Annotated in this window: 13 protein-coding genes and 1 riboswitch; of the genes, 6 read left to right on the top strand and 7 right to left on the bottom strand. The window is 48.0% G+C overall.

Translation table 11 applies throughout. From position 1 onward, the window contains the following. Positions 1 to 10 precede the first annotated feature (10 nt). From T411_RS0110630 to T411_RS0110610, 5 genes are all read right to left on the bottom strand, one after another. On the bottom strand, positions 11 to 328 hold the full coding sequence (locus T411_RS0110630) for an MSHA biogenesis protein MshK (protein WP_000252812.1): 318 nt from the start codon (positions 326 to 328) through the stop codon (positions 11 to 13). Next, on the bottom strand, positions 321 to 971 hold the full coding sequence (gene gspM, locus T411_RS0110625; RefSeq protein ID WP_000835144.1) for a type IV pilus inner membrane component PilO: 651 nt from the start codon (positions 969 to 971) through the stop codon (positions 321 to 323). The genes T411_RS0110630 and gspM overlap by 8 nt, the downstream gene beginning before the upstream one ends. Further along, positions 968 to 2,407: a PilN domain-containing protein gene (locus T411_RS0110620; RefSeq protein WP_000743246.1), complete on the bottom strand. Its 1,440-nt coding sequence runs from the start codon at positions 2,405 to 2,407 to the stop codon at positions 968 to 970. Before T411_RS0110620 ends, gspM begins: the two co-directional genes overlap by 4 nt. Positions 2,408 to 2,419: 12 nt before the next feature. Further along, a complete protein-coding gene (gene csrD / locus T411_RS0110615; RefSeq protein ID WP_001918202.1) occupies positions 2,420 to 4,432 on the bottom strand; it encodes an RNase E specificity factor CsrD in 2,013 nt (670 codons plus the stop codon). 123 nt (positions 4,433 to 4,555) lie between these two features. Next, a complete protein-coding gene (locus T411_RS0110610) occupies positions 4,556 to 5,089 on the bottom strand; it encodes a single-stranded DNA-binding protein (protein ID WP_000168289.1) in 534 nt (177 codons plus the stop codon). 291 nt (positions 5,090 to 5,380) lie between these two features. On the opposite strand from T411_RS0110610, the gene T411_RS0110605 reads away from it, so the two are divergent. The 4 genes from T411_RS0110605 to T411_RS0110590 all read left to right on the top strand — a co-directional run bounded on the left by T411_RS0110605 (position 5,381) and on the right by T411_RS0110590 (position 11,897). Then, complete coding sequence (locus T411_RS0110605; RefSeq protein WP_001188316.1) at positions 5,381 to 6,025, top strand: LuxR C-terminal-related transcriptional regulator; 645 nt, start codon at positions 5,381 to 5,383, stop codon at positions 6,023 to 6,025. A gap of 172 nt (positions 6,026 to 6,197) precedes the next feature. Further along, positions 6,198 to 7,070: a UTP--glucose-1-phosphate uridylyltransferase GalU gene (galU, locus tag T411_RS0110600; RefSeq protein WP_001920788.1), complete on the top strand. Its 873-nt coding sequence runs from the start codon at positions 6,198 to 6,200 to the stop codon at positions 7,068 to 7,070. Positions 7,071 to 7,225: 155 nt separating this feature from the next. Further along, the gene (gene uvrA / locus T411_RS0110595) at positions 7,226 to 10,048 is read left to right on the top strand and encodes an excinuclease ABC subunit UvrA (protein ID WP_000357704.1); all 2,823 of its coding nucleotides are present in this window, start codon (positions 7,226 to 7,228) and stop codon (positions 10,046 to 10,048) included. A gap of 64 nt (positions 10,049 to 10,112) precedes the next feature. Further along, complete coding sequence (locus T411_RS0110590; RefSeq protein ID WP_000212618.1) at positions 10,113 to 11,897, top strand: oligosaccharyltransferase; 1,785 nt, start codon at positions 10,113 to 10,115, stop codon at positions 11,895 to 11,897. A gap of 78 nt (positions 11,898 to 11,975) precedes the next feature. Here T411_RS0110590 and T411_RS0110585 read toward each other — a convergent pair whose 3' ends face one another. Next, positions 11,976 to 13,094 carry a pyridoxal-phosphate-dependent aminotransferase family protein gene (locus tag T411_RS0110585; RefSeq protein WP_000155556.1) on the bottom strand — a complete coding sequence of 373 codons (1,119 nt, stop codon included), beginning with the start codon at positions 13,092 to 13,094 and terminating at the stop codon, positions 11,976 to 11,978. Positions 13,095 to 13,269: 175 nt separating this feature from the next. Continuing rightward, a riboswitch (Lysine riboswitch) is annotated at positions 13,270 to 13,447 on the top strand. A 110-nt stretch (positions 13,448 to 13,557) separates the two neighbouring features. Here T411_RS0110585 and lysC point away from each other — a divergent pair. Continuing rightward, positions 13,558 to 14,913 carry a lysine-sensitive aspartokinase 3 gene (gene lysC / locus T411_RS0110580; RefSeq protein WP_000102995.1) on the top strand — a complete coding sequence of 452 codons (1,356 nt, stop codon included), beginning with the start codon at positions 13,558 to 13,560 and terminating at the stop codon, positions 14,911 to 14,913. A gap of 72 nt (positions 14,914 to 14,985) precedes the next feature. Here lysC and metH read toward each other — a convergent pair whose 3' ends face one another. After that, complete coding sequence (gene metH / locus T411_RS0110575) at positions 14,986 to 18,666, bottom strand: methionine synthase (RefSeq protein ID WP_000514261.1); 3,681 nt, start codon at positions 18,664 to 18,666, stop codon at positions 14,986 to 14,988. Between the two features lie 196 nt (positions 18,667 to 18,862). On the opposite strand from metH, the gene T411_RS0110570 reads away from it, so the two are divergent. Then, positions 18,863 to 20,197: a cation:proton antiporter gene (locus tag T411_RS0110570; protein ID WP_000118232.1), complete on the top strand. Its 1,335-nt coding sequence runs from the start codon at positions 18,863 to 18,865 to the stop codon at positions 20,195 to 20,197. Positions 20,198 to 20,642: the final 445 nt, after the last annotated feature.

The raw sequence follows: 20,642 nt of genomic DNA, 5'->3' as shown, positions 1-20,642 counted from the left end.
CTCTGTTACCTTATTGTTTTATATCGAGCGTAAACAGGGCTAATCGCCACTCTTTACCTGCCCGGGTGAGTTTCACCTGATCGGGATGGATCGTTGCCACACGATACCCATTCACCACATCCCCCTGTGCTACGACTCTTTGTTCAATGATCGCATAGCAGCTTCGTCCTTCTGCACAAACAATGCTTTGCAGAGTCGGCACCGGATAACTCGGCTTTTGCAATTCGGGTTTAGCGGGGCTTACCCAACCTAAAGGCGCTGTCGGATCTTCACCTGCATAACTGTAGGTGACGGCAATTAACGCCAAGAGCACACCATATCTAACCACCGATAAACTCCTCTCGACTGCCTAAAGTATAGACTTCTAGGATCACCCGAGCCTGTGGGTAGCTTTCCACTCGATAATGAAAGTGACGCCAATAATATTTCACAGGCAAAGCTTCCAAGGCTTGCAGATAATCTCGGATAGCAAAATAGGAGCCAGTTAACTCCATACGCACAGGGTGAATATAGTATTCAGACTCCGATCTCGATTCCGTTGCGCGCACAATCGGCTCTGCGGGTAAGGACTCCAAGGAGACCAACTTCAACTGTTGCCCTTGTTTTAATACGCTTTCGAGCAAATTAGGCATCTCTGATGGAGCAACCATCGAGGTCATTTTGGCCGCCAGCAGCTCGGAAATTTCCTGACTTTGCAACGTCAGTTGGCTCAGCTCCACATCCAACTCTTGGTCTGGATTTTTCGCCAACTGCGCTTGCAGCGCCATGATTTCGCCTTGAAGTTGCAGGTTGCTTGACGTCAGGGTTTGCATTTGCAATTGACGTGCTTGGCCCTGTTTTAAGGCGGGCTCAATCAATCCCAGCAATAGCATCATCACAATAAGCACGCTACCGCACAGCGTAATTAACACCTTCTCTCGTTGCGACAGTGCGGAGAAGCGACTTTCAAAGTTTTGCCAACCCGATTTCATCTTTGTTCTCCTCGCTGAGTGTTGAGTTCAAAGGTGATCATGTCTTGATCATTACGGCCAATTTTCAGTTGCTCAAAGCTTCTGCCCATCAGATGCAGTTCTTGTTTAAATTGACTGATCCAGTTTGGAATCGCGGCAGGATCACGAGCGAGTCCCTGCACATTTAATTGCGAGGAATCCAAAGTAATACTGCTTAAAGAGATATCGCTACGCGCCAATTGAGCCAAAGAGTTCAATACGCCGGAATAGCCCGTTTGCTGAGCCACATCAAACTGCCCAATCGCGTCTAATGCTTGCTGTTTGCTAGAGATCTCTTGCTTTATGCGCCCTATCGCCGCCTGTTTAGCGGGCGAAGGAAGATGAACCGCCACCTGCTGACGTAAGTGAGCCGCTTGTTCTGTTAACGATTGATTATGTTGTTGCTGCTCTTGCCACTGCTGTTGGATCACCCAGTTTTGATAACCCACCCCTGCGTACCCAAGCAATAACACAACGCTCAAGGCCAACCACGCTAACAAGAGATTGGTTAAGGTGAACTTTTCACGCTTCGGCTTGAGGTGATCTTGATAGAAATTGATGGTTTCTTGCGGGATATTGCGCGCATAACGTGCCAGTTGTTCACCACAGATGGTCGCTTCACCATCCAGTCCTGACGCTCGCACACTTAAGCGCTCATTGAGTCCGGTGATCAAAGCCTGTTGATCTTCACCATCACAACACACTTTTAGCTGTTGTAAAGAGCCGCCCTTTAACTGGGCGGATAAGTAATCAATCGAGCGCTGTAGCTCTAACGCCAAGCTATCTAACTGAAGGGCACTGGCTGCGTTATCAGTCACAGGCGCAGTGATCCCACGTAAAGTGCGTTGAAAACTGCACTGACGATCAACGAAAGCATCCAGCTTAAAGCTGCCACCCATGCTGCGATGCAGCAACAGGAAGTGGCTCAATTCTCCGCCCACCAATCCCCAAATCGCTTGCTCGGGGATCACTCGTCCTAGCGTTAATCCCGCCGACACCGCCATGCTTTGCAACTCAAGAATAGTACGCTTGCTGATCACATAGGCTTGTACTTTACCACTGCCGGGAAGAGGGTGAGCATCCGCCACTACATCCGTCACTTTCTCACTCAACATATCTTTGAGCAAGAAAGGCAAGGCTGCCGACCACTCTTCACGCGGAATACTCGGCTGTTCAATCTGATAAGTTTGATAAAGCTGTGAATGCAGTACAAGGTGGATTTGTACATCATGGACAGCGTGCTTTTGCAGCGTTTGCACCAATACCGCTTGCCAACTTTGTTGCTGTAACGGCTGGGGAGGAATAGGCGATAAATCATCGGATGTGAAGTGCAGGTGCTCTGGCTGCACCACAACATATAACTGTTGCGAGGCAACCTTAGGGGCAATCAGTTTCTCTATCCAACTCGGTTTCTTCATTCTCTACCACTGCTATTTGGTTCGCCATCGATTACGTTTGCCGATGGGCTTTACAGAGAGACGCGGGGGGCGTTTCAATGGCTCTGGTGGCAAAGGAGGCAACATCTGTTGCTCCTCATCAAACAAGCGACCTTGCACACCACTGACACCCAGCATCTGTAAGGTTTGCCACTCTTGAGTAGTTTCAACCCCAACCGCAACCACTTCTGCTTGGGTACCGCCACATACACCTACCAAACTGCGAACGAACAGCTGATTTTCATGGCGTTGGTCAATTTTCTTTATCAAACTCCGATGAAGTTTAAGATAGTTGACTTTTAAGTCTTTGATATAGTGCGTGCTGACAATTGTTCGTCCCGCTTGTCCCACCACTATCTTGCAACCCAGCCCCGCCAACATGCGAATGATGGGGCGCATATAGTCTAAATGGTTGACCAAATGCGCTTCTGAAAACTCAAAAGAGAGCGCCGTTCTAAGAGAAAAAGGCATCTGCATCAATTCGTTGCGAATCCAGCGAGCATACCGTTTATCGTTAAATGGAACAACGTGCAAGTTTACCGAGAGTGGTTCAACCAGTTCAGAGCGCTTCAAAAAACTCACGACAGAGCTGAATACGGCACGATCCAACATGGCTTCATAGCCGACCGTTTCTAAAGCTGAGCTAAAACGCGACGCTTTGAGAATGCCTTGTTGCGGATCCTGAATACGCGCAAATAACTCATAATGTAGGAACTCCCGCTCTCCATTAGCAGAAATACGATAACAGGCTTGGCGATAGAGCAAAATCTCTTCCGGACGAAGCACCTGTTCAAACAATGTACGCCACCGAACGCTACCGCGATCCTCTTGTAACTGTTTAGGTTTTTGAAAACGGCTCCACGCATTCACCCCTTGCAGTTGAGCACTTTTGAGCGCGGTTTCCATCTCATCAATAATCCGTCCACGCCGCTCACCTTCTTGATACATGGTTACACCAATGTGGAACCAATTGTCTTCTGGCAGTGGCTCAGGGGGATTGATGCGCTCAATCAACTTAATCGCCTGTGTCGCTACTTGAGCAATATCTTTACTACCCTGATGAGGAATAAACAGCGCAAACACATCCTCATAGTAGCGAGAAAGTATGGCATCCGGATAACGCTGTACTATGTTGGATAAACACTCCCCCACCTCAATGATAAACTCATCGAGCGTACGTTTAGGGCTCTCTTCTCGCGCTGACTCTAAGTCATCGACCCGCAGCATCATAACGCCGCCGTGAGCGCCACTCTCCAGTAAAGCCGATTCCAGCTTACTGTCATACAACACCCGATTCGCCGTCCCGGTCAGTTGATCGAGGAAGGTTTGGCTACGAATAAAGGTATCAAAACGGCTACGTTCTTGACGGGCATCTTGCAACTCTTCAATCAAGCGATCTAAGGCTTCACTTGCGGTGAAAGGCCACTCTCGCGGATCCCCCTTGGCATGTTGCTCCACTCGTCCAGCAAGAATCATCCGTCCTCGCTCTTCCAGTAACTCCGATCCTAGTAGTTGCTCTTTCAACCATTTCAGACCGCGGATCAAGAAAAATACGATCAGTAGCACCGCTAAGGTGGTCGACCACATGGCTTGCAGTGAATAGTTGTAATTGAGGTAGGGAGGCACCGCTTTAAAATGCATCACATAACCGGGATTACGTTTGAGCGGTAAAGCGACTTGATGCAAACGTGAAGCTTCAATGGTGTTGGTGGTGTCTTTAAAACGGTAGATGGGGCCCGCTTCGGAAGTAAGCTGCATTTCAATGATGCCACTCGCTTGAAGCATTTTGGGCATCCAACGCTGCATAGAGTAAGCGGCGTCTGGATCTTCCATCTCCTTATCGACAACCTCAACTATCCCTTGTAGATAGTGGTTGAGGTATTCCTGCCCCAAACGCTGAAAAGATAAGGTGCCACCAAGGAACAGGATAAACATGGCACTGATCACCGTCATAGTGACGAACGCCACTAACCGAGTGCTCAGTTTTAATGTCGGTGTATACCTCATTTGTGCCACGTTCCTTATGTGCGCCGCTACCTATCATTCAGAGGCGAGAAGTGTACATTAAACAATTGAGATAACTATATAAAAAAGCCGCGGAATCCGCGGCTTTTTTCGTCAATTACAATACTAAAACGGGATGTCGTCATCAAAATCCATCGGCGGCTCATTATACTGCGGTTGCGAGTACTGTTGAGGCGCAGATTGTTGCATAGGCTGATGCTGCTTCGCCGGTTGTTGTGGTTGTCCCCAACTTCCTTGCTGCGCAGGAACATTCATGCCGCCTTGGGCTGGCATTCCACCTTGCTGTGCACGTCCACCCAGCATCTGCATGATACCGTTATAGCCTTGTACAACCACTTCGGTTGAGTAGCGATCTTGACCACTTTGATCTTGCCACTTACGCGTTTGCAGTTGGCCTTCAATGTAAACTTGAGAACCTTTACGCAAATATTCACCAGCCACTTCTGCCAATTTTCCATACAGAGTAACTCGGTGCCATTCGGTTTTTTCCTTCTGTTCACCTGTGGCTTTATCACGCCAGGTTTCGGAGGTCGCGATGGTGATATTCGCTACTGCGCCGCCGCTTGGCATATAACGCACTTCAGGATCTTGGCCTAAGTTACCAATCAAAATTACTTTGTTCACGCCACGGCTTGCCATGTTTTGCTCCGTAATCAAGTCATGTCTATCAATTTGAAGTAGTCGGCAAGGATAACACCGTTTTGCTCACTGAACCAATCGAATTCCCTTATTCTGATGGTCGCCGAACTCATTTCACTGACCTTGTTTGCCCATTTTCAAGGCGGCTTCACCGAAATAACTCACTGATAAACTTATCGGTTACTTAGCCTATTGAGGTGCTCCGCAAACTGCTTTTATCGCATAGCGCCAAAATCTATTTTTCGCCATATTAAGTGCATTATTTCATATTAACTGAGTCTGTAATTCATCATGCAACGAGCCAACTATGCACGCACGATTTATTTATTAACGACACAGCCAAAAGCGTTACATCCCAGTATTCAAGCCGCCATTGAGCAGTTGAATCTGCCCGTCCCGGTGATTGAACCAGAACGCTTATTGCGCGAGTATCAATCCGATAAACACAAAATATTGTTGCTCGACCATGCGGAAAATGGCCTGATTCGCCAGCAATTGGGTCCCCTAAAGCTTACCAGCCCGTACTTCGAAACCATCTTGTTTAATGTCGAGAAACGGTTAAGAACAGAAGATCTGCTCACTTTTGGCAACCTCAAAGGTCTGTTTTATGCCAATGAAGACACAGGCTTTATTGCCCACGGTCTTGGGGAGATCATTAATGGCCAAAACTGGCTACCTCGCCACGTCAGCAGTCAGTTGCTGCATTACTATCGTTACGCTTTCCAAAGCCATCAAGTTCAAGCCACGGTCGATTTGACTGCACGTGAAATTCAGATCCTGCGCTGTTTACAAACTGGCGCATCGAATATGCAAATCGCTGAGAATTTATTTATTAGTGAGTTCACGGTGAAATCGCATCTTTATCAGATATTTAAAAAGCTAAACGTGAAAAATCGAGTCAAAGCGATCGCTTGGGTTAATCAAAATTTACTGTAAAGGCGCTCAACCTAGCGGAGTGAATTCACCATGAGTGAGTGGAGAAAAATGTAGTAACAATGCGACTTCACACACATTTTTTCGGCCAAGAGCCTCAACGTAATGCAGTCGCGAATCAGAAGTGGTAGAGTCAGCAAAAAATTTCTCCCTAGCACACCATAGAGCAAAAATGATGATTAAGAAGTGTCTATTTCCGGCAGCTGGCTACGGTACCCGATTCCTACCAGCGACTAAGTCGATGCCCAAAGAGATGATGCCTGTTGTTAACAAACCGCTGATTGAGTACGGTGTTGATGAAGCGATTCAAGCGGGTATCACAGGCATGTGTATTGTGACAGGTCGTGGTAAGCATTCGATCATGGATCACTTTGACATGAACTACGAGTTAGAGCACCAAATCCGCGGTACGAATAAAGAAGAGCTATTGGGTGATATCCGTAAAATCATCGAAAGCGCTAACTTTACTTTTATTCGCCAACGCGAAATGAAAGGCTTGGGTCACGCTATCTTAACGGGCAAAGAGCTGGTCGGTGATGAGCCGTTTGCCGTTGTGCTAGCGGACGACCTGTGTGTGAACGAAGAGCAAGGCGTACTGGCACAGATGGTTGCACTGTACAAACAGTTCCGCTGCTCTATCGTCGCTGTGCAAGAGGTTCCAGAAAACGAAACTCACAAATACGGCGTGATCGCAGGTGAGATGATCAAAGACGATCTGTTCCGCGTCGATAACATGGTCGAAAAACCAGAGCCGGGCACAGCGCCAAGCAACCTCGCCATCATTGGCCGTTATATCCTCACGCCAGATATTTTTGATCTGATTGAGCAGACCGAGCCGGGCAAAGGCGGTGAAATTCAAATCACTGACGCGCTGCTCAAACAAGCCAAAGCGGGTTGTGTACTGGCTTATAAATTCAAAGGTAAGCGCTTCGACTGTGGTAGCGTTGAAGGCTATATCGAAGCCACCAACTTCTGCTACGAAAACATGTACAAGAAAAACGACCAAAAAGTGGAGTTGGCTAAAAAGTCGACGCACAAAGGTCAGTAATTCGCTATCTAAACAATGCATTTAAAAGCCAACCTGTAACCTCTCAGGTTGGCTTTTTTGCTTTTGATACAACTGTTTTTTTATCCAGTAATTGCTTGCACTTTGTTCACGCTATGTAATACTTGCTGCACTTCGTTTAGCAAAGAGCAACCCAGATGGACAAAATCGAAGTACGCGGCGCTCGTACCCATAACCTCAAAAATATCAATCTGACCATTCCTCGTGACAAATTGATTGTCATCACCGGCCTCTCTGGTTCAGGTAAATCCTCACTGGCTTTTGATACGCTGTACGCAGAAGGTCAACGGCGTTATGTCGAATCACTCTCGGCTTATGCGCGCCAATTCCTTTCTCTGATGGAAAAGCCGGATGTAGACCATATTGAGGGGCTTTCACCCGCGATTTCGATTGAGCAGAAGTCCACTTCCCATAACCCACGCTCTACTGTGGGTACGATTACGGAAGTGTATGACTATTTACGTCTACTCTACGCTCGGGTTGGTGAGCCACGCTGCCCCGAACACCAAGTGCCACTGAAAGCGCAAACCATCAGTCAGATGGTAGACAAAGTATTGGAATTGCCAGAAGGCAGCAAAATGATGCTGCTGGCAACCATAGTCAAAGAGCGCAAAGGCGAACACGTTAAAACATTGGAAAACCTTGCTGCGCAGGGCTTTATTCGTGCGCGTATCGATGGTGAAACCTGCGATCTGACCGATCCACCGAAACTCGAACTGCACAAAAAGCATACCATTGAAGTAATTGTCGACCGTTTCAAAGTGCGCAGTGATCTGCAGCAACGCTTAGCCGAATCCTTTGAAACCGCCTTGGAACTTTCCGGCGGTATCGTCGTTGTCGCCCCGATGGAAGGCGATGGCGAAGAGCAGATTTTCTCGGCTAACTTTGCTTGTCCACATTGCGGTTACAGCATGCGCGAACTTGAACCACGCCTGTTCTCCTTCAACAACCCAGCCGGTGCTTGTCCAACCTGTGATGGTTTAGGAGTACAGCAGTATTTCGATCCAGATCGAGTGATTCAAGATGCCAATTTAAGTTTGGCACAAGGTGCGATCCGCGGTTGGGATCAAAAGAACTTTTATTATTTCCAGATGCTGACTGCACTGGCCGAGCACTACGATTTTGATGTACACACGCCCTTCAATAAGCTGAGCAAAAAGATTCAGGAAATCATTCTGCACGGCTCTGGTCGCACCGAAATTGAATTTAAGTACATCAATGATCGGGGTGATATTCGCCTTAAAAAACATCCTTTTGAAGGAATTTTGCATAATTTGGAGCGCCGCTATCGCGATACCGAATCCAACTCGGTACGTGAGGAGCTGGCAAAATACATCTCCAACAAGCCTTGCAGCAGCTGTGATGGTACGCGCTTAAAAATCGAAGCACGCAATGTGTTTATTAATGATACTGCGCTGCCAACGATTGTAGAACTGAGCATTGCTGATGCGCTAACGTTCTTCCAAGAGCTCAAACTGGAAGGCCAACGTGCACAAATCGCTGAAAAAGTGATGAAAGAGATTAATGACCGGCTGCAATTTTTGGTCAATGTCGGGCTCAATTACTTAAATCTCTCGCGCAGCGCCGAGACGCTTTCCGGTGGCGAAGCTCAGCGTATTCGTCTAGCCAGTCAGATTGGTGCGGGTTTAGTCGGTGTGATGTATGTCCTTGATGAACCCTCGATTGGCCTCCACCAACGCGACAACGAACGCTTGATGCAAACCCTCACCCACTTACGCAATCTAGGGAATACCGTGTTAGTGGTTGAGCATGATGAAGATGCGATTCGCATGGCAGATCATGTGATTGATATTGGCCCAGGTGCTGGCGTACACGGCGGCATGGTGGTTGCCGAAGGCAATGTGGAGGAAATCATCGCCAATCCAAACTCACTCACAGGTCAATATCTCAGTGGCGTGAAAAAAATCGCGGTACCAGAGCAGCGCACACCAAAAGATGCGAAGAAAACGGTAGAGCTTAAAGGCGCAGTCGGTAATAACTTAAAAAATGTTGACCTGTCTATTCCTGTTGGCCTGTTTACTTGTGTGACGGGCGTTTCAGGTTCGGGAAAATCCACTCTGATCAACGATACCTTCTTTAAGATTGCCCATACAGCACTCAATGGCGCGACGACGGCGACACCTGCGCCTTATCGCTCCATTCAAGGTCTAGAACACTTTGATAAAGTGATCGATATCGATCAGAGCCCAATTGGTCGCACTCCTCGCTCCAACCCTGCCACTTACACCGGAATCTTCACTCCAATCCGTGAATTATTTGCAGGAACACAAGAGTCTCGCTCGCGTGGTTATCAGCCGGGACGCTTTAGTTTTAACGTCCGCGGAGGGCGCTGTGAAGCGTGCCAAGGCGATGGCGTGATCAAAGTTGAAATGCACTTCTTACCCGATGTGTATGTGCCTTGTGATGTGTGTAAAGGTAAACGCTATAACCGAGAAACACTGGAAGTGCGCTACAAAGGCAAGACGATTGATGAAGTTTTGGACATGACCGTTGAAGACGCACGCGAGTTTTTTGACCCCGTACCTGTGATAGCACGTAAGCTGCAAACCTTGATGGATGTTGGATTGTCCTACATTCGTCTTGGGCAATCAGCCACCACCTTATCAGGAGGTGAAGCGCAGCGGGTAAAATTAGCGCGTGAACTCTCCAAACGAGATACGGGCAAAACCCTGTATATTTTGGATGAACCAACCACGGGCCTACACTTCCACGATATTCAGCAACTATTGAGCGTTCTGCACCGCTTGCGTGACCATGGCAATACCGTGGTGGTGATTGAGCATAACTTGGATGTGATCAAAACGGCTGACTGGATCATCGATTTAGGCCCCGAAGGCGGCCAAGGCGGCGGACTGATTATTGCAGAAGGAACACCAGAAGATGTGGCGCAGATCGAAGCTTCACATACCGCACGTTTCCTCAAGCCTTTGTTGAATTAGAAAAAAAGGCTAAAGTAATGAAACCAGCGAACTGTGCGCTGGTTTCTTTTTTAAGGTGAACTGCATGGCAACTTTGCTGTTAAGTGGCACTCGGTTGGAACCTCACGCTCCGAACCTACCACTCAATAAACCGTTTCTTTTTGCCTTGGCCGTGGTTTATCTGCTCGCCATGCATTTCTTTATGCCTAACCCCGGCGGTGCTGGACTGGCACTCTCCTTCAATACTACGGTCTGGATCGCGACCAGCATAACACTGGCGATTGGTCTGTATCAGTTGGCGAATAATCAAGCGCTGCGTTATTCCAAGCTGACCACTGGACTTTGGTTAAGCTGTGCTCTGCTAACCCTACCCATCACTTACTCGAATGCCGATTGGTTTCATACTCTTGGCCGCTTAGTGGGTCTCTGGGCTGGATTTACTCTGTTTCTCGTCTTACAACAATTTCGCTTTAGCAACAAACATAAACAGCGTTTGATGTGGTTTATTCTACTGGGTAGCGTCATTGAAGCCGTGATCGGTTTAATTCAATACTTTTGGTTAGAGCCGGGTAACCCCTTTGGTTATGACACCGAAGCAAATCGACCGTATGGTATTTTCCAGCAGCCAAATGTGATGGCCAGTTTCCTCGCAACAGGGCTGGTGTTGTCAGGTTATTTGCTGGCCAGACAACCGGAAAAATATGACTCGCGCTGGAGCAAAATCGGCATCCTTTACGCGACACCGCTACTCACGGCTCCCTTACTGGTCGTACTCGCCTCTCGCACTGGGTGGCTGGCCAGTTTATTGAGTATCGCTCTGGTTGCCCCTTACTTATATCGATTCGCTTCACGTCGGCGCTTTACGCTCTGGCTTCTTGCCATAACTCTTGGGATTTGTGCAGGTTTTACCGCTATGTATGGCCAAGGAACCTCTGGTTTTGTCGCGAATAAGGCTGACTTAGAAAGCCCACGTCGTTTCACATTTCCACAAACCATAGATATGATCATCGAAAAGCCTTTTACAGGCTATGGTTATGGCAAATTTGAGGCGCAGTATCTGCTTTATACTGCTCGCCAACATCAGTTAAATAGCAGCTATCCAGCAGGCTTAGCATCGATGGATCACCCACACAATGAGCTGTTGTATTGGGGGGTAGAAGGCGGATTACTACCTGTAATGGGTATATTACTCGCCGCCTGTTTTTGTGCTCTACGCATTTATGCCGCCAAACGTGGCACTCGCATGGCCATGCTGGCTCTGTTTGTGCCGATCACCTTACACGCTCAATTGGAGTATCCGTTTTACCACTCCGCAATTCACTGGATCACCTTTATCATCCTAATCTACTGGGTAGATCAACGGGTCGCACGCTATCGACTGGCCAGTTTCACCACGCTCACCAAATCTTTATTGCGTATTACCAGCTTAGTGCTGCCGATTGTCACCAGCTTGTATATGGTCACAGCGTTACACACCAACTATGTGTTAACGCAATTTGAAAAATCTCAGCCACTCAATCCTGAATTGCTGAAAAACGTGACTAACCCATTGGTATGGCAAGACCGATTTGATTGGGATATCTACAGCACCTATCTGAACATCGGGCTCCATGAACAAAAAGCGGAGCTTATCCAACCCTATATCGATTGGTCGTTACAGATCATTCAACATAAACCGCGCCCGGCCTTCTATTCAAACCTGATTTTGGCTTATCAAGGTTTAGGCGATACGAGCCGTGCGCAGCAAATCCGCCGCGAGGCCGAATTTCTGTTCCCCAATCAAGATTTCAGTACAGTCCAGTACCACCCCTCGATAAAGGTCAACAGTGCCACATCTGATGCTGAGGTTCCCTCAGCCGCGACACCCTAAGCTCTGCGAGAAACAATAAGGGTGGCTTTTAAGCCACCCTTATTTCTCTTTCATACAGCTTTTCTCTTGCGTATGGTATTAACGCAGCGACTCTTCGAGCGCTCGCAAACAGAGCGCGATATTTTCTGAACGCGCGCCATAGCCCATAACCCCAATGCGCCACGCTTTGCCGGCTAATGCCCCGAGCCCAGCACCAATTTCCAAATTGTATTCATTGAGTAGATGGCTGCGTACTTTGGCTTCCTCAATACCTTCCGGCACATAAATCGCGTTCAACTGCGGTAAACGATACGGCTCTGCGACCACAAATTGAAAACCGAGTTGCTCTAACCCTTGTTTAAGCTTCTCATGCATCAGACGATGGCGCTGCCACGCGTGCTCTAAACCTTCTTGTTGCAAAAGCAGTAACGCTTCGTGCAGCGCGTACAAACTATTAACCGGAGCGGTATGGTGATAACTACGTTTGCCCGCGCCACTCCAATAACCTAATACCAAGCTTTGATCGAGGAACCAGCTTTGAATCGGTGTTTTTCGCGATTGAATCTTCTCAATGGCACGAGGTGAAAACGTCAACGGAGCCAATCCCGGCACACAAGAGAGGCATTTTTGGCTGCCAGAATACACCGCATCCAGTTGCCACTCATCCACCAGCAGGGGAACGCCACCGAGCGAGGTCACCGCATCAACAATCGTCAACAAACCATGCTGCTTCGCTAGAGCACCTAACGCTTGCGCATCACTTAAGGCTCCGGTTGACGTTTCTGCTTGTACAAAAGCCAGTATTTTCGCATCCGGATGCTCATCTATCGTGGCTTGCACTTTTTCAACGCTGACTGGGCAACCCCATTCATCATCAACCACCACAACTTCGGCCCCACAACGCACAGCGTTATCGCGCATCCGCTCACCAAACACCCCATTGCGGCAAACAATCACTTTATCGCCCGGCTCGACGAGGTTAACAAAACAGGCTTCCATACCCGCACTACCCGGCGCAGAAACGGCAATCGTAAATTCGTTTTCCGTTTGGAAAGCATATTTCAAGAGCTGTTTCAGCTCATCCATCATACCGATAAATAGTGGATCAAGATGACCAACCGTTGGGCGGCTGAGCGCTTGCAGGACTTGAGGGGAAATAGCCGAAGGTCCAGGGCCCATCAAAATCCGATGCGGGGGAATAAAACTGCGAATTGTCATAACGACTCCTTGTTGTGGCGACCAGAACCACTAGCCTAATGCAATTCAGTAGCAGCAACAATTCGACCTATGTCCAGAGTGTTAATCCTTGTCACACTAATGTCATTTTTATTTGCACTTTTAGAACATTTTGTCGTTGACAAGATTTCGCCAACACCGTTCAATGTGTGAGCTATCTAGCAGAAGAGGAGCACTGCCCAGGCAGATGTTTTGTGGAGCCTCAACTCCAATACAGAACATTCAGGGGGAGTAGTGCCGAGGTGAATCAAAGTTGTGGCTTTGGTTTATCGGTTGAACGGGCTGAATCCCTTCAACTGTCATCAGCTCGAATCTGATGAAGAGCTTCTGAGGGAAATCTTTCTATAGTCACTCCTCTATTTTGCTCTATAAAAAACACTCTCTTCACAACATTGGACGTTGGGTTACCAACAACTCGTTTTTCAGGAAGTCTGGGAGAATTGCCGTGAGCACATTTAACGTCGCCAAATTTGGTGGTACTAGTGTCGCCAACTTTGAAGCCATGAGCCGTTGTTCGGCCATTATCGAAAACAATCCACAAACACGCTTAGTGGTCAGCAGCGCCTGCTCTGGGGTGACCAATTTATTGGTCGAACTCGCCAATGGCGTGGCCTCAACTGAACGCCGCCAAGCCATTTTGCAACAGTTGGCCGATATCCATTATGTGATTATCGACCAGCTCGCCGATCCGACACGCGTCGAAAAAGAAGTCAAAGCCGTGCTAGATTCTGTGGCCAGTGCTGCAGAAGCGGCGTCATTTCAATCCAGTAAAAAACTGACCGACCATCTCGTCGCCTGTGGTGAGCTCATCTCCACCTACATCCTCACTCAACTGATGCGTGAGCGTGGTGTCGACGCGGTACGTTTTGATATCCGCGAAGTGCTACGCACTGACGATCATTACGGTCGCGCCGAACCTCAATTGAAAGAAATCGCTCAATTAGCCAAAGAAAAACTGGTGCCACTGTGTGAGCAATATGTCGTCGTGACTCAAGGTTTTATCGGCTCTGATGCGCAAGGTAATACCACCACTTTAGGCCGCGGCGGCAGTGATTATTCAGCCGCTTTGATTGCCGAAGCCGTGCAAGCAAGTGGTTTAGAGATTTGGACTGACGTACCGGGAATCTACAGTACCGATCCACGTATCGCGCCAAAAGCGGCGCCGATTCCTGAGATAAGCTTTAGCGAAGCCTCAGAAATGGCCAATTTTGGTGCCAAGATTTTGCATCCATCCACCTTGCTTCCAGCGGTACGCCATGGCATTCCCGTGTTTGTTGGCTCATCAAAAGAACCGGAAAAAGGTGGCACTTGGATCCGTAAACAAGTCGAAAGCGCGCCACTGTATCGCGCACTTGCACTACGCTGTAATCAAACCATGGTGACACTGCGTAGCGCGCAGATGTTCCATGCTTACGGTTTCCTCGCCAAAGTGTTCGAAATTCTCGCCAAGCATAAAATTTCGGTCGATCTCATCACCACATCAGAAATCAGCGTGTCACTGACACTGGATAAAACCGATACCTCAGGCGGTGCGCCAGAATTGCCTGAAGCGGTGCGCGCCGAGTTAGAGGAGCTATGTACGGTCGAAGTCGAATACAACCTGTGTCTGATTGCTCTGATCGGCAACAAGATGAAAGAGAGCCGCGGCTACGCGAAGCAAGTGTTCAGTGTATTGGAAGATTACAACCTCCGTATGATTTGCTATGGCGCCAGCGCGCATAACCTCTGTTTCTTGCTGCATGAATCTGTCTCTAAACAAGCGGTGCAGAAGCTGCATAAAGAGCTGTTTGAGCAAGAGTAAAATCAAACTCACGAGATAAAACCAGAGGCCACATGATGTGGCCTCTTTTATTGTGGATGGAGGTCTTACTGATTAAGCATCAAGGTTAGGCGCTAGCCACTTTTCAGCTTCTTCCAAACGCCAACCTTTACGCTCAGCGTAGCTGTGCAGTTGATCTGGTTGGATCTGCGCTACCGCAAAATAGCGAGAATCGGGATGCGAGAAATACCAACCGGATACCGAAGCGCCCGGCCACATCGCATAGCTTGTGGTCAGTGACATACCTATGGTCTCTTCGACATTTAGCATCTGCCACAAAGTCGCTTTCTCGGTATGCTCAGGACACGCGGGATACCCCGGCGCGGGTCGAATGCCCTGATAACGCTCACGGATCAGGTCATCATTGGAGAGATTTTCATCGCTCGCATAACCCCAAATCTCTTTACGCACTTTTTCATGCAGATATTCCGCAAAGGCTTCCGCCAAACGATCGGCTACCGCTTGGATCATGATCGCATTGTAATCATCACCCTGAGCTTTATAAGCATCGGCCAAGGCTCGCTCACCAATGCCACCAGTTACTGCAAACGCGCCAATCCAATCACGTTTACCGCTCTCTTTCGGAGCAACATAGTCCGACAAACAGTAGTTGGCCCCTTTCGGTTTCTCAGTCTGCTGACGCAAGTTGTACAGCACATGCGCGACTTGCGTACGCGATTCATCACTGTACACCTCAATGTCATCGCCCACGCTGGCTGCTGGAAACAGTGCACACATACCACTGGCTTTCAGTAGTCCTTCTCGCTCTACTTTATCAAGTAAGGCATTGGCATCATGAAACAGACGTTTGGCCTCTTCACCGACCTCTTCATGCTCCAAAATGGCAGGGTATTTGCCCATAAGCGACCAAGTCATAAAAAAAGGCGTCCAATCGATATAAGGACGTAGTGTGGCTAACGCAATGTTTTCAAACACATGCACACCCGGTTTCGCAGGAGCGGGCGGCGTGTAATTTGCCCAATCCAGCGCCGCTTTATTAGCACGTGCCTGCTCTAACGTGACTGGGCGCGATTTGGGCGTTTTACGAGCATGCTGATCACGCGTGCGCTCATAATCGAGATCCAAACGTTCGATAAATCCGGGGCGCTGTTCATCAGACAATAATGATGTGCACACCCCTACCGCGCGCGACGCGTTATTCACGTACACTACAGGCGCATGATAATTCTGTTCAATCTTCACCGCAGTATGCGCTTTAGACGTTGTTGCCCCACCAATCAAAAGTGGCAGTTCAAACCCTTGTCGCTCCATCTCTTTCGCCACGTGTACCATCTCATCCAAAGACGGCGTGATAAGCCCAGAGAGACCGATGATATCGACATTTTGCTCGCGTGCGACTTTGAGGATCTGCTCGCAAGGCACCATCACACCAAGATCGATGATCTCGAAGTTATTACACTGCAGCACGACGCCAACAATGTTCTTACCAATGTCATGCACATCGCCTTTTACGGTCGCCAGCAAAATCTTACCATTTGAAGTGCTACCACTTTTTTGCGCATTAATGAAAGGCTCAAGATACGCAACGGCTTGTTTCATGACACGCGCTGATTTTACGACTTGCGGTAGGAACATTTTCCCTTCCCCGAACAAGTCACCGACCACGTTCATACCATCCATCAGCGGCCCTTCAATCACTTCCAGTGGTTTACTGGCTTGCTGACGTGCTTCTTCAGTGTCTTGGACGATAAATTCGGTGATGCCTTTGACTAAAGCGTGCTCTAGGCGCTTAGCCACAGGCCATGCGCGCCACTCTAATGCAGAAGCATCCTCTTCTTTACCAACACTGTTTTCGCGATACGCTTCGGCGATCTCAAGCAGTCTTTCCGTGCCATCGCTACGTCGATTGAGGATCACATCTTCCACTGCCTCACGCAGTTTCAGCGGAACGTTATCGTAGATTTCAAGCTGCCCTGCGTTGACAATCCCCATGTCCATGCCGTGTTTGAAGCAGTGATAAAGGAAAACAGCATGGATCGCTTCACGCACATAGTTGTTGCCGCGGAAAGAGAAGGAAACGTTAGAAACACCGCCAGAAATCATCGCATGCGGCAGCTCACGCTTAATGTCCGCCACTGCATTAATGAAATCCAGTGCGTAGTTATTGTGCTCATCAATTCCGGTCGCAACAGCAAAGATGTTCGGGTCAAAAATAATATCTTCCGGTGGGAAGCCCACCTCATCGACCAAAATATGGTAAGCCCGACGACAGATCTCTAATTTGCGCTCACGGGTATCGGCTTGGCCCACTTCGTCAAATGCCATCACAATCACCGCGGCACCGTAGCGGCGCACCAATTTGGCTTGGGCAATAAACTTCTCTTTCCCTTCTTTTAGAGAGATAGAGTTGACGATGCCTTTACCCTGAATGCATTTCAGACCCGCTTCAATGACTTCCCATTTAGAGGAGTCGACCATCACCGGAACTTTGGATATTTCTGGTTCAGAGGCGCATAGATTCAAAAAGCGCACCATACACGCCTCGGCGTCCAACATGCCTTCATCCATGTTGATATCAATGATCTGCGCGCCGTTTTCGACTTGCTCACGCGCCACATCGAGCGCTTCGTCGTATTGCTCTTCTTTAATTAAACGCTTAAAACGCGCAGAACCGGTGACGTTAGTACGTTCGCCCACGTTAACAAACAAGGTTTCAGGGCCAATATTGAGCGGCTCTAAACCCGAGAGACGACATTCTACTTTCAGATCTGGCAGAGCCCTTGGTTTTACACCCTCGACGGCTTTGGCAATGGCGGCGATATGCTCAGGTGTAGTTCCACAGCAACCACCGACCAAATTCAAAAAGCCAGCTTGTGCCCATTCCGCAATATGTTCTGCCATTTCCTCGGCAGAGAGATCGTATTCACCAAACGCATTGGGCAGTCCGGCATTTGGGTGCGCGGAAACATAGCATTCTGAAATGCGTGAAAGCTCTTCCACGTACTGGCGCAGCTCATCAGGACCTAACGCACAGTTCAAGCCAAACGAAATCGGCCGTACATGACGCAAGGCGTTGTAGAAAGCTTCCGTTGTCTGTCCTGACAGAGTTCGCCCAGAGGCATCGGTAATCGTGCCGGAAATCATCACAGGTAAGCTGATGCCCAGCTCTTCAAATACGCTATCGACCGCAAACGCACAGGCTTTGGCGTTAAGTGTATCGAAGATGGTTTCAATGAGGATCAGATCGCTGCCACCTTTGATCAAAGCGCGCGTCGATTCGGAATAGGCTTCAACAAGCCCATCAAAAGTGACGTTACGAAATCCTGGATCGTTCACATCTGGCGAAATAGAGCAAGTACGGTTGGTTGGCCCAAGCACACCAGCCACATAGCGTGGCCGACTTGGATCTTTAGCCGTCCACTCATCCGCGACTTCACGTGCAAGCTTAGCCGCGGCAAAGTTAATTTCAGCACTGAGCGATTGCATGTCATAGTCTGCCATGGCAATCGTGGTTGAGTTAAAGGTGTTGGTCTCAAGAATATCCGCCCCCGCTTCAAGGTAAGCGGAGTGAATCTCTTTAATAATTTGCGGCTGAGTAAGCACTAAGAGGTCGTTATTTCCTTTCAAATCACAGTGCCAATCGACAAATCGTGCACCGCGATAGTCTTCCTCTTGTAACTTATAACTCTGAATCATGGTACCCATACCACCATCAATCAGTAGGATACGTTGTTTCAATTGCTGTTCGAGTTGTTGTCTTACTTCTTTTCCCACAATACCGCCTCATTCCTTATGCGTTTGCCACATCCTATCACACAAAATTCAGAAATCTAGACGTCTAAAACAGCCATTCTTTCGTGACTCACCTTGACGATGTGAGCAGAACCCTATGTGATGAAAAAGTATTTGCTATTTACTCAACAGAGAAAGACAATTTCGTTCACAAATTGTTACACACACTGAGAAGAGAATGTCCGTCTACTACACTTTGTGCTTCCTCTCTGCGGCAGCCATGTTGATTGCATTTATTAATAGCAAGATCAGCCGAATGCAGACTACTATCGCAATCACCGCAGGTTCGATGATGTTATCGTTACTGATCTTGATCGCGGGTCAAAACGACTGGTTTCATCTCAATCAAATCGCCACCGAAACCGTCACCAGTATTAACTTTGAAAATTTTCTACTCAAAGGGATTTTAGGGTTTCTTCTTTTCGCTGGAGGTCTTGGCATTAAGCTGCCAAATCTAAAAGATCAGAAATGGGAAATTACGGTATTGGCTCTTGGCGCAACGCTGTTTTCGACTTTCTTTATTGGATTTACTCTCTATGGTTTCTGCCAATTAATCGGTATCCAGTTTGATTTGGTTTACTGCTTGTTATTTGGCGCACTCATTTCCCCCACCGACCCAATTGCTGTCCTCGCGATTGTCAAAAAGCTCAAAGCACCGAAACGTATTTCTACCCAAATTGAAGGCGAATCACTGTTTAACGATGGTTTTGGCTTGGTTATCTTCGTGACCATCTTTACCATCGCTTTCGGGCATGAAACACCAACGGTTGGCAGCGTTACCCTTCTCTTCATCCAAGAAGCGATCGGTGGCATTGTTTACGGTTTCTTATTAGGTCTCCTGTTCCACTACCTGATTTCAGCAACCGATGACCACTCTATGGAGCTGTTGCTGACGATTGGTATTCCGACCGCTGGTTATGCATTTGCCGATGTGATCCATGTTTCTGGTCCACTCGCTATGGTCGTATCTGGGATCATGATTGGTAACTGGACTCGTTTCATAGGCTTCTCAAAAGAGAGTGAAGAGCATCTCGATCACTTCTGGGAACTCGTAGACGAATTTCTCAACGGCGTCCTATTCCTGCTGATTGGTATGTCAATGCTACTGTTTGAGTTCCATCAAGAAGACTGGATTTTAATGGCTTTTGCAGTTCCACTGGTGTTATGTGGCCGCTACCTCAGCGTATTTGTCTCCTACATCGGATTTAAACGCTACCGTAGTTACAACCCTTGGTCGATTCGTATTCTGACTTGGGGTGGCTTACGTGGGGGACTCGCGTTAGCGATGGCGCTCTCTATACCTTCTGGAATCATGGTAATTCCCGAGAAATTGATTGATGTAAAAGAGCTGATTCTGGTGATGACTTACGCCGTGGTAGTGTTTTCTATCCTAGTTCAAGGCTCAACCATTACTCCTATGATTGAGAAAGCTAAAAAGGCTGAAAAAGCCCTCCAAGCTGAAAGAAATACAGACAATCAATCCCCTATGCCTCAGCAAGAACAACAACACTAATCTCCGTTGTTTAATCGACAAACCGCAGTTAAACACTGCGGTTTTTTATTACCCTCAGAATCCTTTCCCAGATGACTAGACCACTTAAACGACTTGGAGCTGCAAGTAGGCGATAAATGAGCAAATTCTTATGCGCATAGATAAAGTCTTAATGACCTAAGCCTTGGTTTGTGGACTTGAAGCTACAGCGGTTTCTGCTGCATTTGCTTACCTGCTTACCGAGTTTTCTCCAAGCATATAGTGCATATAGACTCTGATGGATAAGCTTAAGGATAACGTTGATAAAGTACACTCGTAGGATAAACGTAAAAAGAGAAAGACAAAAAGAGCAGTAAGAAGAGTTGGACAGCTTGGGATGATTGAACATCGTAGAGGATGAGTACTGGGATAGGCGATAAGCGGTGATTAAAATCTGGCGTTCAATGAGTTCCAGATAGCAAAAAAC

It is taken from the genome of Vibrio cholerae ATCC 14035 (genome assembly GCF_000621645.1).
Lineage (GTDB): Bacteria > Pseudomonadota > Gammaproteobacteria > Enterobacterales > Vibrionaceae > Vibrio > Vibrio cholerae.
This window is presented reverse-complemented; position numbering and strand designations above follow the sequence as displayed.